Here is a 15,420-nt window from a genome sequence, read left to right on the forward strand (position 1 = left end):
TTCTAATTAACTCATAATTTTGCCTGGAATATCATTCTACTATGTATTTGTGTAATTAATTCTGTCTAACTACTTATATTCGCGATATCTTGGAGTCAAATATTTGTCACACAACCAAAGCACGCGGTAGCTGCTAATCGAACTCTTTAATATTGGGCTGTTTTCAGGCCAGCCTTCGGGCGCTTTAAAGATACCTGAGATCGGTCGTTTAGTCACCCACCACAAATGCACGTATAGCGGTGGATCGACATCAACCAGAGTATCCGCCTCATCAAGTCGCAGCCAGACGGTTTCCATGCAACCAAATCCGTCAATAATCCATCTGTCAGTCTGCAAAATTTCCTGATGAGCGCGCTTGTATTCTTCCTGTCAAACCTCAACGCCGCCCGATCGATATTTAATCTTGTCCAAGACGTAAAGCTGCAACCCAGTGATGTCAAATAATCTCTTGCTGAGAGTTGATTTACCGCCTCCATCGTTGCCAAATACTGCTACTTTTTTCACAGCCACTCTCCTTTTAGCGTTACCGATATTAATAGGATACAAGCCCAATCCTTAGCTTGACGGCTTTTCTATACTACAATAATTACGTAAAGTTTTTCCACGTCAATGATACTTTTAGAGTTTAAGGCTAAGGCAAAAACAACTCAATACGCTGCAGACGAAGCGATTAAAACCGCTCAGTTTGTCCGCCACAAATGTGTCCGTTTTTGGATGGGCAACCGAGGTGTGGAACAAAAAGATATGTATCGTCACAATACAGCGTTGAGAGCCGAATATCCCTTTGTCAAAGCCTTAAACTCTCATGCTTGTCAAGTTGCAGATCTTACGGCATATATAGGGCAAAAAAGTGTGAGTAAGGTGCTAGGGCGAGCGATTGCTTTCTTACCCATTACCGAACATACCTCACTGCCCTTGAGAAGGGCTATAATTAGGTTCAAGTTAGTCGTGTTTTAGATATTTCTCAGCCCCCCACCTGCGATCGCCGTTAAAATCGCCACACCAAAAGCTAGCCGATACAACACAAATATCCACGTCTTTTGAGTTTGCAGGAACTTCATTAGCCACGCGATCGACAAATAAGAAAACACAAATGATGAAATCGTTCCCACTATCAAAGCTGCAACTCCAGCATCGCCGATTCCTTGTGCCAAATCACCCTTTAATTCCACTAATCCAGCCAGAGTAATTGCCGGAATTCCTAATAAAAAAGAAAACCGAGCGGCGGCAGGTCTTTCCAATCCCATGAACAATCCTGCTGTTAGGGTGGAACCCGATCGCGAACACCCCGGAATCAATGCGATTGCTTGAGCTAATCCCATCAAAATACCGTCTAAGACAGTTAACTTTTCATAAGTGCGATTGCGCTTGCCAATTTTTTCTGCTATTGCTAAAAGTAGCGACATGACGATCGAAGCAATGGCGATGCTGGCCAAACTCCTAAGTGGCGAGTTGTCAAAATCTGGAACCAATGCCTTGATTAGCAGCCCAAAAAAGACTATGGGTATTGTTCCCAAAACAAGTGCCACCGCCATTTGAAACTCATGGGATTTGTAGTTACGCTGCACCAAGGCTTTTACTGCACCAACAGTTATATTTGTCAAGTCTTTCCAGAAATACCAAAGCACTGCAACAATGCTGCCCAACTGAATCACAGCAGTATAAGCAACTCCCGGATCGCCCCATCCCAGGGCGATCGGCACTACCTTTAAATGAGCGCTGCTGCTGATGGGCAAAAACTCTGTTAATCCTTGTACAATTCCTAAAACAAGAGCCTGCACCAGATTGATTTGAGCCGGCCCGGAAACATCAGCAGCCGGCGTTTGGGCGAGGAGTGCGTCAAGCAAAGCTATCATTAGTTGTAAATTCCCAGTTGTCAGTTTCTAGTAATCAGTTGAATTGAATATCTTGCACCCTTCTGGGAAGCTAGAAGCCCACCCCACCACAAATAAATTTTATTGTGGCGCGGACTGTTCCAGTCCGCCCCTGAAAAGCCGATCGCAAATAGTGATCTTCGGTCTGTAGAATCGCCTTGTTGATCGCCACTATCAGCAATTTATGATCATCGAGCCGAAACTACTTTAACCTACTCAAGAACATTTGCCTACATTTTGCTGATAAACTTAGGAAAGTTTTTGCATCTGATTTCGCTTTCCTTACAGCAACTGCCAACAACCTATGATATTTCCTGAGAACAAAAATTCACTTGTTACTGCTGCTTCAGGCATCCGCTGGCTGAGGCGAATCTTGTCAGCCAGTCTTGCAACAGTGGCGATCGCACTTAGCTTAATACTGCTAAGCGGAACGGCCCCAGCCTTGGCAACTCTTACGGACGATCGCTTTGACGGTACAATATTTGCCCTCTACGCCGGCAACGGTTCCCTAGTTCCTCCTAAAGTCAAGATTGCAGATTCTTTCAAACGTCATAAACCCGTACTGTTAGTTTTTTACACTGATGACAGCAGCGACTCCAAGCAATACGCGATCGTCGTCTCTCAACTCCAGGAATTTTACGGTCGCGAAGCCGATTTTATGCCCATAACAATTGACTCTTTGCCTCCGCAACCGTCACCAGAAATCACCGAACCAAGCCATTATTACGAAGGTTTCGTACCTCAAACTGTCATCCTCGACCAATCGGGAAAAGTAGTTTTTAATGAGAAAGGACAAATACCCTTTGAACAGGTAGATGATGCTTTTCGGAAAGTATTTGACTTGCTACCCAGAGAAAAATCAATCCCGCTCAAACGCCGTGTCGTGAACGAACTTAACGTCGAATTGTCGAAGTAATAGGTAATGGCTAATTGCTAGTCGCTATAGCAATTTTCAATGATTCCTTAACGAGAGTTTTTTTGTTTTATATTGGGTAAGGTGCGCTAGGCGCACCCTACATTTCGGGTGAGACAGTCAACAGTCAAAAGTCAACCATTATTCTCCCTCAGTAATTCTTTACAAACACCATATCGGGTCTCAGGGCAAAATGGACGTGAACTATTTAAACTTTAAACAATGAGTAGAACCTTAATTCCTGTGATTCTGGCCGGCGGTAAAGGTGAACGTTTCTGGCCACTGAGTCGCAAACAGCGCCCCAAGCAGTTTTTGAGTCTCGACGGTAGCGGCAAGAGTTTGCTGCAGGCTACTGCAGAAAGACTATTAACATTAGGTAACGGCTGGGACGATTTGTGGGTGGTAACGTCGGAAATGTTGGCTGCGGGGGTTCGCGAACAGTTGCCGCTGTTACCTCCTGAGAATTTGCTGGCGGAACCGGAGGGCCGGGATACTGCGCCGGCGGTGGCATGGACTGCTATAGAAACTGCGAAGCGTTACGGTGAGGATGCGGTGGTGGGTTTTTTCCCCGCAGATCACTGGATTGGGGAACCACAGGAGTTTATCAAGACTTTGGAGGCGGCGGCGGAGTTGGCGAACAATCAGGATGCGATCGCCACTTTGGGAGTAAAACCGAGTTATGCTTCCACCGGCTACGGCTACATCGAACAAGGCGAGGAAATTGGCAGTTTTGGGGATTTTCCGGCCTATCGAGTGGCGCGGTTTACCGAAAAGCCCGATCGCACAACTGCTGAAGAATTTGTAGCCAGCGGCAAGTTTAGTTGGAACGGCGGAATTTTTGTATTTCGAGTTGGAACAGTCTTGACAGAATTGCGAAATCATGTGCCGGAAATGATGGCAGCTTTGGAAACAAAAGGCGCGCAGGCGTACTCGGAATTACCCAAAATTAGCATCGATTACGCGCTGATGGAGAAGACGCAAAAGGCTTGTGTTCTGCCCGTAGGCTTTAGCTGGGACGATTTGGGAGATTGGAATGCGATCGGCCGTTTGCTGCAAGGAGATAAGCCGAATGTGGAGTTAGCAAAACACGTCGGAATTGATACGAAAGGTGGCATCTTTTATGCAGCGGATGAGAATGAGGTGATTGTGACCATCGGTTTAGAAGATGTCGTAGTTGTCAGAGATGGCAATGTGACTTTGATTGTGAAAAAGGACAGGACGCAGGAGATTAAACAGGTAATTAAAGTGTTGGGAGAAGATGATAAATTGAAAGATTTATTGTGATAGAAAAAGGGCGATTGAGAATCGCCCTTTGAAATTACAATAAATCCCGGAAAAAGCTACATACAAAAAATTATAAAACAGGGTGTTTTTCCAGAAGCTGTTAAAGAGGTTGAACCGGGCGAGCGTAAAACCCATCATTTAATTGTCTTACAGACTAGACTGAGGTTCGGTTTCCCATGTATAATAACTTAAATTATGGAATCAAGCGGTTGAGTACAGAGCGCTATAGAGAAAATAAGCCAATGAACACCTACTTTCAATCCCCTGCTGTCACTCTCTACCAAGGTGACTGCTTAGATGTATTAAACTCACTGCCTAATAATTGTGTCAATCTAATTCTGACAGACCCCCCCTATCATTCTACTAAAAAAGATAACATTACGGGCGACAAAAGATTTAAAAATGATCGAGATTACCTTCACTGGTTAGACAATATAGCCGAGCAATGGCAGCGGGTATTAGCTCCCAATGGCTCTCTCTACTGTTTTGCCTCTAATAAAATGGCAGCCAAAATTGAGGTAATGTTAGGTGAAAGATTTAATGTCCTAGCTTCAATTACTTGGACAAAACCCAATGAACCAGGCTATGATGGATGGAAGCAAAAGGCAAAAAAAGAAAATTTAAGGAGTTGGTATCATCATTCGGAACGGATTATTTTTGCTGAATCAGCATCAGGGGAAAACAACAAACAATCAGCTTTTGGTAGCTTGCTCAGAAAAACCCGCGAAGCTGCAGGGATCTCAACTATTCAGCTAACAGAAGCTATTGGTGAGTATGGGAGTGTCAATCACGGTGGTGCAGTATCGAATTGGGAGACCGGCAGAAACATCCCCAGTCCCGAACAATATCAAAAACTGAAATCGGTGTTGTCTAAATTTAGCCCCCAAGTCCCAGAATTACCTGATTATCAAGAAATAATCAGACCTTTTTCTGTAACTGCCGATATACCATACACCGATGTTTGGGATTTCCCAACAGTTAGACCTTACCGGGGTAAACACCCAGCAGAAAAGCCATTAGATATGATTACTCATATTATTGAAGCCAGTTCTTATTCGGGTGATATGGTGCTGGATTGCTTTGCAGGTTCAGGTGTTGTTGGACAAGCAGCCCAAATGTTAGGTCGTAAAGCTATGCTGATTGAGATTGAAGAAAGTCTGTGTCACAAAATAACTTTACGGTGTTCTGATATATCACAGCCATTACCAAAGTCTAAAACATCAGAATTTGACTGGAAAAAGGAATTTTTGTTTCAAAACTTATTAAATAATGTGTCTTCGGAAAAATAATTAATTAATTATTTTTCCGTTATTTGTGAGGACTTCTTCCATCCATTTTAATGTGCGTTTAACTCCCCAGTCTCTAGCTGCTGCATTACAGTGATGATGTCCCCATCCCAAATTGTAACGACAGTGATTATATACTCCGGCTCTGAGTTCCTTAACATGAAATAAATTTGCTGTGGTAACTGTCAAATCAGGTACATTTCTACCTTCAGCTTGTTCCACGCGGGACGCCAGTTCTTGAGCTAGGATAGGCTTCAAGCAAAGAGGGCAAACGGTACGCTGTTGGCTATCTATTATCCTGTTTTGCTGAAGTAAATTAATATCTATAAGTCCCATGGACTGACATTTAGCTTCTATTTTTGCCTTGCATTCTTCAGGATTCGGTGTGCCTTCTTCTCGCGCCATATCAAGAATTCCTTCGGTTTGCCACACAAGGAAAGATAACTGATATTTAGTAGCTTCTATTTCCGTTTGTGAAGCATACTCATAAATCCTAATTCCTGCTCCTTGACCGCCAGTATCGCTATCTATGTACCCATGCCTTTCAAGAGAGTCTTTAGCACTGGTAGTATCTGGTACGCGGGCAAGGTATTGACCTCCTAGTGGTGAAATTCGAGAGTTAGCAGGATGCCAACCATACTGACTTGGAGGGTAGCTGTTCCATTGAAGTCTAGTCTCATAAAATACTAATAAATTTTGTCCAAGCTGTAAGTCTTTTGGTAAATTTGATTTAGAGGTTGGAGGAATCTCGGAAAAGTATTCCTCTGGATGGGCAAGAACTATGTAACCATTTTCAAATCCTCCTGGTGGTGGGACAACACCAGCTTTCCACGAGCTTAGCGGTATGAGGACTGTGCTACATCGGCGGACGCGGTTTTGATAAACAGTATCTTTCTCTGCACCTCTGGTTTGACCTGTCTTTTCAACTTTTCTAGCTATTGCTGCTGGCAGACCAAGTTTATAGCTCAACCGAGTATTTTTAGCTTTAGCATTTTTTTTAGCTGTCACTCTTCTACCTCTATACCATAGTTAGCAAAGAGAGCAGAAATAGATATATCCAGGGCTTTTGTTAGATTTTCAATATTCTCCAAAGATGGATTGCGCTGACCTCTTTCTATGCTCGAAATGTAAGTACGATGAAGTCCTGAAATTTCGGCTAGGTGTTCTTGTGATAGATCGAGTTCTCGCCGACGCCGCCTTATGGCTTTTCCAAAACGCTTTTTGATATCTATTTCACTTTTTTGCTTCAAGGTACAATTATCAAAAAATGTAGACAATAAATCTACAGACTATAAATAAACTTTTATAGACAATAAGTCTACAGATTATAAGTCAATTAATGAATACTATAAGTAACAAAACGGTCTGAAAATGTTTCCGAGACGAGGAAATTCTCAACAGCAATTCTGCTACCCAAAATTCGATCGCGCCCCATTCGCACCACGCCCAAGTTATTCCCCAAGACACTGGTCAGCCCGGTCAACAGCGCTATCCTAGTAGTTATATAGCCCTTAAACCCGATCGACCCGGAGGCCCCTTGTTTAGCCTAGTTCAAAACAATTCTCGCAAAGGAGAAATTCTAGAGGTCGTCTTCCGCAACGGTTGGGACTACATGAAAAGCCTCCTAACCGGCCGCAAAACCGACGCACCCAGTCTCCCAACTCCAGCAGTTCTCCGCAATATCCTCGTCGAATTAGGCCCAGTATTTGTCAAATTGGGTCAATTGCTGAGCACCCGTCCCGACCTTTTACCCGCCAGCTATATCGAAACTCTCTCCACGCTACAAGCGGAAGTACCGCCCGTACCGTGGTCGCAAGTAGAAGCAATCGTCCGCCTGGAACTCACACAATCTCTCGAAAATACCTTCGCCAAATTTAACACCGAAGCCATCGCCGCAGGTTCCATCGCCCAAACCCACAAAGCTACTTTAAAAGACGGTCGCGAAGTCGCCCTCAAAGTTCAGCGCCCCGGTATTGATATTGTCATCGAACAAGACATCGCCGTGCTCCGAGGTTTGGCAGAACTTGTCATGCTCACAGACTTCGGTCAACAATACGATATTGTCGCCCTAGCTGAAGAATTTGCGATCGCCCTGCGTGCAGAACTAGACTTCATTCAAGAAGCCAGCTACACAGACGAACTGCGCCGCAATTTATCTAAAAGTAAATGGTTTGACCCTACACAAGTTGTCCTACCAGAAATTAACTGGGAGTTAACTACAAAAAAACTCTTAGTAATGGAGTGGCTGAACGGAGTCCCGATTTTGTTAGGCGATTTGCAAGGAATTCGCCAAAAAGGAGATGTAAATGCCGAACGCGAAGAAATTACAACGCTACTTTGCCGCGTTTTCTTCCAGCAGTTGTACATCGACGGATTCTTTCACGCAGACCCGCATCCCGGCAATTTATTTTATCTCAAAGACGGCCGCATAGCTTTGCTAGACTGCGGCATGGTCGGCAGATTAGACCCGCGAACTCAGCAGAATTTGACCGAAATGTTGCTGGCAATTGTCGATTTAGACGCTCAGCGCTGCGCTCAATTAACTTTGGAAATGGCAGAATTTGCTCAGCCGACAAGTTTAGTTAATCTAGAGAACGATTTAGCTCGAATGCTCCGCAAGTATTACAATGTCAGCTTGTCGCAAATGAACTTGTCGGAAATTTTTTATGAGGTGCTGGAAATCACCCGAAAAAATAAAATTCGGCTGCCCAGCAATCTCGGTTTGTATGCAAAAACTCTAGCTAACTTGGAAGGGCTGGCGCGCTCTTTTAATCCCCGGTTTAATATTGTAGAGCAGGTCAAACCGCTGATGACCGATATGTTTCGGCGTCAGTTATTAGGAGATGATCCGATACAAGCTCTGCTGAGAACTGCTCTGGATCTCAAAAGCTTATCTTTGCAATCTCCGCGACAAGTGGAAGTGCTTTTAGACCGAGTTACTTCGGAAACTTTGAAGTGGAACTTGACACTAAAAGAACTCGATCCGCTACGCCGCACTCTGGGGGATTCTGCGAACCGACTTTCTTTTAGTATTGTCGTGGGTTCGCTGATTGTGGGGGCGGCAATTATTTCTTCAAACGCACAAACTTCTCAGTTATCTTTTCTGAGCACTGGTTTGTTTGGGGCGGCAAGTTTTTTGGGTTTTTGGTTGATTATTAGCATTCTCAGATCAGGGCGTTTGCGGAGTTGATTGGAAAGAGGAAATAGGGAAAAGCAGGAGATATAGCAATTCTTTCGGAAAGCGCGAAACTGGCTTTTTTGTGAACGACGAACCGCAAAGACTCTCTTGACGGCTATGTTGATAAGAGAAGAGAAAAATTTCACAATTGATGCGAGGAGTCGTATAGCATCCTCAACTATTAAGCAACATCTCTGACTTAAGATAGGCGATCGTCCGCAGCCGCTAAGTCTAAGCTAGAAATTGTTCCATAAACCTAATTGAGGAAAAAAAGATGAGTAGCGGTCACGCCAGCCATAAAGGTTCTTCCACAAAACCCAATACCAACACTAACGGTCAAATTACATCCCCTGACGACCAACCCGCTGACCCGCTAAATCAAGAAACATCGGGTTATCCGTTCCATAACGAAGCAATGGAAAATCCTGTTGCCACCGCGCGGCCCGACGAAGAGGCTGAGTCTGGCGAAGAACAGCAATAGTTATATCGATTAAATTGTCATCGATATGCTATCTGCGACGCGGTTAATTAGAGGTTTGATAAAAATCAGGTTTGTACTAATTACATCTTGCACTTCCATAGTCCGCCAGGGATTTGAATCTCCGGCGGACTATTTGGGCAAGTTGAGTAGTACCTAAAAACTTCTAGACTAAAAACTCAAGTCCTTACGAGAAACCTATTTAACATAAAATTAAAGTTAGGGATTATTACTAAATGAGCGGGATGAACCAAGTAGTGAAACAGGAAAAATTGCCGGAATTGGGATTAGTCTGTATTACAACATCCGATGCAGTTCGCTTTCGCACGGTCACACGGAAGCGACTGTTGCAACTTACAGAAACTGAACAAGAAACAGTATTGCGCGAGCTTTATACAGACAACTTAAAGCGGCTTGACAAAGCGATCGACTTCTGTTGTGCTAATCAAATTAAGCTCTACCGCATGACTTCCGCACTGTTCCCTTTTGCAGATACAGATTTGGGGGAAGCAGTGCTACATTCCATGACTGAGGAATTGCGGATTATCGGCGATCGCGCTCTTTCTTTGGGCATCCGCTTGGTACTCCACCCGGATCAATTTGTCGTCCTCAGTTCCGACAAGCTTTCTGTAGTTGAAAACAGCATTAAAATTCTTGCCACTCATGCTTTAATTTTAGATATGTTGGGACAGCCCCGATCGCCCCTGGCACTGATGAACATTCACGGCGGCAAGAGCGATCGCACTTCGCAGCTTAAATCAGTCATCCGCGATTTACCCGAATCTATTCGATCGCGCTTAACCTTTGAAAATGACGAATACGCTTACAGTTCCTCGGAAATTTTAGAAGTTTGTCTCGATACCGGCGTACCAATGGTTTTTGATGCCCACCACCACGTCATTCACGAACATTTAGAAACTTACGACGATCCCAGCGTTGCCGAAATGCTCGCAGCAGCCCGCACAAGTTGGTCGGTTCCTGAATGGCAATTAGTGCACATATCGAATGGCAGAGAATTTTTTGCCGATCCGCGCCACAGCGATTTAATTACAGAAATGCCTAATTGCTATTATCAGGCTCCGTGGATTGAAGTAGAAGCTAAATTTAAAGAGTTAGCGATTGAAAAGTTGCGCGCCGAATGGTTGTCTGCGAATGTTCCACAATTTAGCAATGTCTCGTAGGGTGGGGTTTTACAAACCATCTTTGCCTAACACGAATAATCTCCAAAACCCGCCCCGCCCAACGGTAAATCGCGATGTCTCGTAGGGGCGGGTTTTACCAACAATTATTGCCTAACACGCATAATCTAGAAAACCCGCCCCGCCCAACGGTAAATCCCAATCTACCTTTTTGTTAATACCAATTATAAATTATGTGTGGACGATACACTTTAACTACTTCAGGTCAAATCATAGCCGAATTCTTCAAACTTTCGGCAGTTCCCGACATCAAACCGCGATACAATATCGCCCCAACTCAATCAGTTGCCACAGTCACAGTTTCTCAAGAGCAAATGCAGCGACAGTTCCAATTTATGCGCTGGGGTTTGATTCCAAGTTGGGCAAAAGACATGAAAATAGGCAGCAAGATGATTAACGCGCGATCGGAAACTGTAGCCGAAAAACCTGCTTTTCGCAGCGCCATCAAGCACAGGCGATGTTTGATAGTCGCTGACGGTTTCTACGAATGGCAACAGCAGGGAAAGAACAAACAGCCTTACTATTTTCAAAAGGCAGATGGGGAACCTTTTGCTTTTGCCGGTTTGTGGGAAAATTGGGAGTCTCCAGAAAAAGAAAACATTGTATCTTGCAGTATAATTACTACCGCTGCTAACGAAACAGTGCAGCCGATGCACGATCGAATGCCGGTGATTCTCCCCGACAGCGATTGGGAACAGTGGCTCGATCCTGCTGTTAAAAATGCTCAGGAAGTTTTGCCCTTGTTAAAGCCCTATGCTGCTGCGATGAAAGCAAAGGCGGTAAGTGCGATCGTCAACAGTCCAAGTAGAGACACTCCCGAATGTATTAGCGATCGGCAATAAATGATGGGAGCGGACAACACCGAGATAGTGTCAGTTATGATGTAAAATGATGTTTGAGTTGTAGCTTTGGTTTTCTAAGGATCAGTTTAACTCAGTTGTTATTTGCTCAAACATTTTTTTATCTTAACATCAGTTAGAGGACAAAAAATATGATTGGATACGTTACAGTCGGCACCAACAATCTTGAACGTGCAGCCAAGTTTTATGATACTTTGCTTGCGGAAATTGGCGCTCAACGATTCATGGAATTCGACCGATTTATCGCATGGAGCGTTTCTCCAGAGATGCCAGGATTTGCTGTTGCAAAACCCTTTGATGGCAACGAAGCAACTGTTGGTAATGGCGTAATGATCGCACTTCAAGTTGACAGTCCAGAAAAAGTCAACTTAGTTTATAACAAAGCGATCGAACTTGGCGCTAAGGATGAAGGAGCAGTGGGGTCAAGAGGCACGTTACCGGGGTTTTATGTGGGATATTTTCGGGATCTAGATGGGAATAAGCTGAACGTGTTTTATATGATTGGGCCAAACACTTAAGATTTTTATTTTTCGTGAGGCGAGCCTAAAAAAAGCTATTTCCGATCGTTAGCTATTAGTTATCAATCCATACATAAGAGTTGATAACTAATAACTAATGACTAATCACTAATCATTAAATTAACTGTCGTACATCCGGGCTTCAGCCGCCTCGGGATTTTCCTCGCAATACTCGTCAAAAGCCGTTTTTTCAAGCTTCATCGATCGCTGGTGAGAAGCCTCAGCCTGCATTTCCTCTACAATGTCCCACGCTACCGCGCACTCTCTAGAAGTAGCGCCTTTCTCGGCACAGATAGTTCTGGCATCCGCGATCGCCTGTTCGATTTGTTCCTCAAATAAAACACTTTTCGGCTTCTCGACAAAATCGCTTTTTGTCAAGATATCCGTTACCGAAATAATGCCCAGCAGTTTGTCTTTAATCACCGGAGCTCGGCGGATTCGGGTATTGGCGAACAGCCTCGCCACGTATTCCACGCCCAAGTCGGGATTCACCGTGATGCACGGTTTGGTCATAATCTCGAAGACGCGGACTTTCTGCGGGTCTACTCCGTAGGCTGTTACTTTGTAAACAATATCCGTTTCCGTCACAATGCCGTAGGCGTCTTGTTCGTGGCGGCGTTCCACAATTAACGCGCGCAAACACAGTTCGTTCATCATCGCCACCGCTTCAGCTACAGTTGCCGAACCGCGAATGGTAACAACTTCTGTTGTCATAATATCTTGGGCTTTCATCATCATTTTTTATTCCTTCCCGCTGATAAAGTCTACTGCGTCCCGATTTGGGGCTGTCCATTTGATTTGCGATCGTCATTAGGACTTACCCTCAGAAACCCGGTTTCCACCAAAATGTTGGGTTTAGTAACGATAAATCCGGTCTAGCAACTAGGTTTCTGAGAAATCGTGCGATCGCAAACTAATCATAAAACCTTTAACGGCACTCGGAATGACAAGTTGCCTGAAACAGCCGATCGCTCCCCCGGAGCCTCTGGAGTCCGCGATTTAGCCCTCAGACGGGACTAGCGTGCGATCTTCCAAGCAAGAGTGAAGTATTGCGATCGATCTTTGAGCTTGTTGGGATCAGATTTTCCAGCCCCAGTCTCAAAGAAGCAAAAGTTAACACAAACTAGGCAACTGCTTGCGCTCGCACAGATCCCCGCCTCTGATAAACTTGATTGCTGGGAGTGCAAAAGAGCACAAGGCACGCATCAGCAGTTGAGAGGATCTAGTTCGTGGACAATGTAATCGGTTTAGAGATTATCGAAGTAGTTGAGCAGGCAGCCATCGCCTCCGCTCGCTTGATGGGCAAAGGCGAGAAAGATGAAGCCGACAGAGTGGCTGTAGAAGCCATGCGGGAGCGCATGAACAAAATTCATATGCGCGGGCGCATCGTGATCGGCGAAGGCGAACGCGATGACGCACCCATGCTTTACATCGGCGAACAAGTAGGTATTTGTACCCGCGAAGATGCCAAAGATGTCTGCAACCTAGATGAATTGATCGAAATTGACATCGCTGTTGACCCCTGCGAAGGTACTAACCTGGTAGCTTACGGTCAAAACGGTTCGATGGCAGTTTTGGCAATCTCTGAAAAAGGTGGTTTGTTTGCGGCACCGGATTTTTACATGAACAAATTGGCTGCTCCTGCGGCTGCTAAGAATCATGTAGATATTCGCAAAACGCCCACTCAAAACCTCAAAATTATCTCTGATTGCCTCGGCCGCAGTATTGAAGATTTGGTAGTGGTCGTGATGGATCGCGATCGGCACAAAGGTTTAATTAAGGAAATTCGGGAAGCGGGTGCAAGAGTTCGGCTGATCAGCGACGGCGACGTTTCGGCAGCGATTTCTTGCGCGTTTTCTGGTTCCAACATCCACGCACTTATGGGTATTGGTGCAGCACCGGAAGGTGTGATTTCTGCAGCAGCAATGCGCTGTTTGGGCGGTCACTTCCAAGGGCAGTTAATTTACGATCCGGCTGTCGTAAAAACTGGTTTGATCGGTGAAAGCAAAGAGAGCAATATCGCCCGCCTGAAAGAGATGGGCATCACAGACCCAGACAAGATTTACAATGCTGAAGAGCTGGCATCTGGAGAAACTGTTCTGTTTGCAGCTTGCGGGATTACCCCCGGAACGCTGATGGATGGAGTTCGCTTCTTTGGCGGCGGCGCTCGCACTGAAAGTTTGGTAATTTCTTCTCAGTCGAAGACTGCTCGGTTTGTGGATACAATCCATATGTTTGACCAGCCTAAATCTCTGCAATTGAATTAGTGATTAGTTAGTGGTTAACAGTTAAATGTTAACAATTAACAGTTAACGGTTAACAGTCACCGGTGATTAGCAATTAGCGATAAACTAATAACTAATAACAGGTGACTGTTAACACCTAAGCAAGAAATAGTGACAAATCACAGATATGAATATTGCAGTCATAGGTCTCAGCCACAAAACAGCGCCGGTTGAAGTTCGCGAAAAACTGAGCATTCCAGAACAGAAAGTTGAAGCGGCGATCGCCCAATTGCGCGGCTACCCCCACATTCAAGAAGTTGCCATCCTCAGCACTTGCAACCGCTTAGAGATTTATATTGTTACCAGCGAATCCGAGCCTGGTGTGCGAGAGGTTATTCAGTTCCTTTCAGAATGCAGTAAAGTTCCTTTGCAGTCTTTGCGCCCTCACCTGTTTATTTTGCTGCACGAAGATGCGGTGATGCACTTGATGCGAGTGGCTTCTGGCCTCGACAGTTTGGTGCTCGGAGAAGGACAAATTTTGGCTCAGGTGAAACAAACTCACAAACTCGCCCAGCAGTACAAAGGTGTAGGCAGAATTTTAGAGCGCTTGTTCAAGCAAGCTCTCACAGCAGGGAAGCGAGTTCGCACGGAAACTAGCATCGGTACCGGTGCAGTTTCTATCAGTTCGGCAGCAGCAGAATTGGCTCACATGAAGGGTCAGCATTTAGCAAGCAGCAAAATTGCGATTATCGGTGCTGGCAAAATGTCGCGGCTTTTGGTACAGCATTTGCTCTCAAAAGGAGCTAGCCATATTTCGATCGTCAACCGTTCTGTGCGGGGCGCTCTAGAGTTGGCCGGTCAGTTTAAAGATGCTCAATTGCACCTGTATCAGCTCTCGGAAATGATGCAGGTAATTGCCAGTTCTGACTTGGTTTTTACCAGTACGGCAGCTACCGAGCCACTGTTAAATAAAGCTAAATTGGAAGCGGTTTTAGATACGAATCGCCCTTTGATGTTGGTGGATATTTCTGTGCCACGCAACATTGACTCGGATGCGAACGAACTCGCTAATGTGCGATCGTTTAATGTGGACGACTTGAAAGCAGTGGTAGCTCAAAATCACGAAAGCCGTCGCAAAATGGCAATGGAAGCTCAAGGCTTGCTGGAACAGGAAGTAGAGGCTTTTGATCTCTGGTGGCGCAGTCTGGAAACGGTTCCTACTATTAGCTGTTTGCGGGATAAGATAGAATTGATTCGGGAACAAGAGTTAGAAAAAGCTTTATCGCGTCTGGGTTCGGAATTTTCGGAGAAACATCAAGACGTGATTGAATCTTTAACAAGGGGGATTGTGAATAAGATTTTGCACGATCCGATGGTACAGTTGCGCGCTCAGCAGGATATTGAGGCGCGGCGGCAAGCGATGCAAACTTTGCAAACACTGTTTAATTTGGATGTGGATGTCAATCAGCAGTACAGCTAGTTTGTCATTAGTTATTGGTCATTAGTCATTAGTCAGTTGACAGGAAAGCAGTTAGCCGTTGACTGGAAAGCAGGAGTCATATTATGCCCGGTCAATTACCATGAATAAAAATGCCTCCAACCCTT

At 44.9% G+C, this 15,420-nt stretch carries 17 protein-coding genes; 11 read left to right on the forward strand and 6 right to left on the reverse strand.

Annotation, left to right across the window (positions count from 1 at the left end):
* Nucleotides 1-69: 69 nt before the first annotated feature.
* Nucleotides 70-336 carry a hypothetical protein gene (locus QUA24_RS18795; protein ID WP_333231211.1) on the reverse strand — a complete coding sequence of 89 codons (267 nt, stop codon included), beginning with the start codon at nucleotides 334-336 and terminating at the stop codon, nucleotides 70-72.
* 33 nt (nucleotides 337-369) lie between these two features.
* Nucleotides 370-504: a hypothetical protein gene (locus QUA24_RS18800; RefSeq protein WP_333231212.1), complete on the reverse strand. Its 135-nt coding sequence runs from the start codon at nucleotides 502-504 to the stop codon at nucleotides 370-372.
* 105 nt (nucleotides 505-609) lie between these two features.
* Here QUA24_RS18800 and QUA24_RS18805 point away from each other — a divergent pair, with 105 nt between their 5' ends.
* Nucleotides 610-957 carry a hypothetical protein gene (locus QUA24_RS18805; protein ID WP_333231214.1) on the forward strand — a complete coding sequence of 116 codons (348 nt, stop codon included), beginning with the start codon at nucleotides 610-612 and terminating at the stop codon, nucleotides 955-957.
* On the opposite strand, the gene QUA24_RS18810 is transcribed toward QUA24_RS18805, so the two are convergent.
* Entirely contained in the window at nucleotides 954-1,856 is a 903-nt protein-coding gene (locus tag QUA24_RS18810) for an undecaprenyl-diphosphate phosphatase (RefSeq protein WP_333231215.1), read from the reverse strand. The two genes, QUA24_RS18805 and QUA24_RS18810, sit on opposite strands and share 4 nt — an antisense overlap.
* A 322-nt stretch (nucleotides 1,857-2,178) precedes the next feature.
* Between QUA24_RS18810 and QUA24_RS18815 the strand changes: the two genes are divergently transcribed.
* From QUA24_RS18815 to QUA24_RS18825, 3 genes are all read left to right on the forward strand, one after another.
* Nucleotides 2,179-2,790 (forward strand): thylakoid membrane photosystem I accumulation factor, encoded by a 612-nt coding sequence (locus QUA24_RS18815; RefSeq protein ID WP_333164025.1) that lies wholly within the window; start codon nucleotides 2,179-2,181, stop codon nucleotides 2,788-2,790.
* A 219-nt stretch (nucleotides 2,791-3,009) separates the two neighbouring features.
* A complete protein-coding gene (locus QUA24_RS18820) occupies nucleotides 3,010-4,071 on the forward strand; it encodes a mannose-1-phosphate guanylyltransferase (RefSeq protein WP_333231217.1) in 1,062 nt (353 codons plus the stop codon).
* A gap of 176 nt (nucleotides 4,072-4,247) precedes the next feature.
* Nucleotides 4,248-5,360 (forward strand): site-specific DNA-methyltransferase, encoded by a 1,113-nt coding sequence (locus QUA24_RS18825; protein WP_333231218.1) that lies wholly within the window; start codon nucleotides 4,248-4,250, stop codon nucleotides 5,358-5,360.
* Here the strand turns inward: QUA24_RS18825 and QUA24_RS18830 are convergent, their stop codons facing one another.
* Entirely contained in the window at nucleotides 5,361-6,365 is a 1,005-nt protein-coding gene (locus QUA24_RS18830; protein ID WP_333231219.1) for a BstXI family restriction endonuclease, read from the reverse strand.
* The gene (locus QUA24_RS18835) at nucleotides 6,362-6,634 is read right to left on the reverse strand and encodes a helix-turn-helix transcriptional regulator (protein ID WP_333231221.1); all 273 of its coding nucleotides are present in this window, start codon (nucleotides 6,632-6,634) and stop codon (nucleotides 6,362-6,364) included. Before QUA24_RS18835 ends, QUA24_RS18830 begins: the two co-directional genes overlap by 4 nt.
* A gap of 260 nt (nucleotides 6,635-6,894) precedes the next feature.
* On the opposite strand from QUA24_RS18835, the gene QUA24_RS18840 reads away from it, so the two are divergent.
* From QUA24_RS18840 to QUA24_RS18860, 5 genes are all read left to right on the forward strand, one after another.
* Nucleotides 6,895-8,547 carry an AarF/ABC1/UbiB kinase family protein gene (locus tag QUA24_RS18840; RefSeq protein WP_333164019.1) on the forward strand — a complete coding sequence of 551 codons (1,653 nt, stop codon included), beginning with the start codon at nucleotides 6,895-6,897 and terminating at the stop codon, nucleotides 8,545-8,547.
* A gap of 262 nt (nucleotides 8,548-8,809) precedes the next feature.
* A complete protein-coding gene (locus tag QUA24_RS18845; protein ID WP_172190898.1) occupies nucleotides 8,810-9,016 on the forward strand; it encodes a hypothetical protein in 207 nt (68 codons plus the stop codon).
* 242 nt (nucleotides 9,017-9,258) lie between these two features.
* A complete protein-coding gene (gene uvsE, locus QUA24_RS18850) occupies nucleotides 9,259-10,194 on the forward strand; it encodes a UV DNA damage repair endonuclease UvsE (protein ID WP_333231224.1) in 936 nt (311 codons plus the stop codon).
* A gap of 191 nt (nucleotides 10,195-10,385) precedes the next feature.
* A complete protein-coding gene (locus QUA24_RS18855; protein ID WP_333164009.1) occupies nucleotides 10,386-11,054 on the forward strand; it encodes an SOS response-associated peptidase in 669 nt (222 codons plus the stop codon).
* A gap of 149 nt (nucleotides 11,055-11,203) precedes the next feature.
* Complete coding sequence (locus QUA24_RS18860) at nucleotides 11,204-11,590, forward strand: VOC family protein (protein ID WP_333114010.1); 387 nt, start codon at nucleotides 11,204-11,206, stop codon at nucleotides 11,588-11,590.
* Between the two features lie 120 nt (nucleotides 11,591-11,710).
* On the opposite strand, the gene QUA24_RS18865 is transcribed toward QUA24_RS18860, so the two are convergent.
* A complete protein-coding gene (locus QUA24_RS18865; protein ID WP_333163998.1) occupies nucleotides 11,711-12,328 on the reverse strand; it encodes a CP12 domain-containing protein in 618 nt (205 codons plus the stop codon).
* Between the two features lie 491 nt (nucleotides 12,329-12,819).
* Between QUA24_RS18865 and glpX the strand changes: the two genes are divergently transcribed.
* Both glpX and QUA24_RS18875 read left to right on the forward strand, forming a co-directional pair.
* Nucleotides 12,820-13,857, forward strand: coding sequence for a class II fructose-bisphosphatase (gene glpX, locus QUA24_RS18870; RefSeq protein WP_333231227.1), 1,038 nt, complete (start codon nucleotides 12,820-12,822; stop codon nucleotides 13,855-13,857).
* Between the two features lie 145 nt (nucleotides 13,858-14,002).
* Nucleotides 14,003-15,295 carry a glutamyl-tRNA reductase gene (locus QUA24_RS18875; RefSeq protein ID WP_333231229.1) on the forward strand — a complete coding sequence of 431 codons (1,293 nt, stop codon included), beginning with the start codon at nucleotides 14,003-14,005 and terminating at the stop codon, nucleotides 15,293-15,295.
* Nucleotides 15,296-15,420 lie beyond the last annotated feature (125 nt).

Origin of the sequence: Microcoleus sp. Pol12B5 (assembly GCF_036701335.1) — a bacterium.
Classification (GTDB): domain Bacteria; phylum Cyanobacteriota; class Cyanobacteriia; order Cyanobacteriales; family Microcoleaceae; genus Microcoleus.

Coding starts and splice junctions, on each gene's coding strand:
- QUA24_RS18805 (WP_333231214.1), top strand. CDS start 610: ATGATACTTTTAGAGTTTAAGGCTAAGGCAAAAACAACTCAATACGCT.
- QUA24_RS18810 (WP_333231215.1), bottom strand. CDS start 1,856: ATGATAGCTTTGCTTGACGCACTCCTCGCCCAAACGCCGGCTGCTGAT.
- QUA24_RS18815 (WP_333164025.1), top strand. CDS start 2,179: ATGATATTTCCTGAGAACAAAAATTCACTTGTTACTGCTGCTTCAGGC.
- QUA24_RS18820 (WP_333231217.1), top strand. CDS start 3,010: ATGAGTAGAACCTTAATTCCTGTGATTCTGGCCGGCGGTAAAGGTGAA.
- QUA24_RS18825 (WP_333231218.1), top strand. CDS start 4,248: ATGTATAATAACTTAAATTATGGAATCAAGCGGTTGAGTACAGAGCGC.
- QUA24_RS18845 (WP_172190898.1), top strand. CDS start 8,810: ATGAGTAGCGGTCACGCCAGCCATAAAGGTTCTTCCACAAAACCCAAT.
- uvsE (WP_333231224.1), top strand. CDS start 9,259: ATGAACCAAGTAGTGAAACAGGAAAAATTGCCGGAATTGGGATTAGTC.
- QUA24_RS18855 (WP_333164009.1), top strand. CDS start 10,386: ATGTGTGGACGATACACTTTAACTACTTCAGGTCAAATCATAGCCGAA.
- QUA24_RS18860 (WP_333114010.1), top strand. CDS start 11,204: ATGATTGGATACGTTACAGTCGGCACCAACAATCTTGAACGTGCAGCC.
- QUA24_RS18865 (WP_333163998.1), bottom strand. CDS start 12,328: ATGATGATGAAAGCCCAAGATATTATGACAACAGAAGTTGTTACCATT.
- QUA24_RS18875 (WP_333231229.1), top strand. CDS start 14,003: ATGAATATTGCAGTCATAGGTCTCAGCCACAAAACAGCGCCGGTTGAA.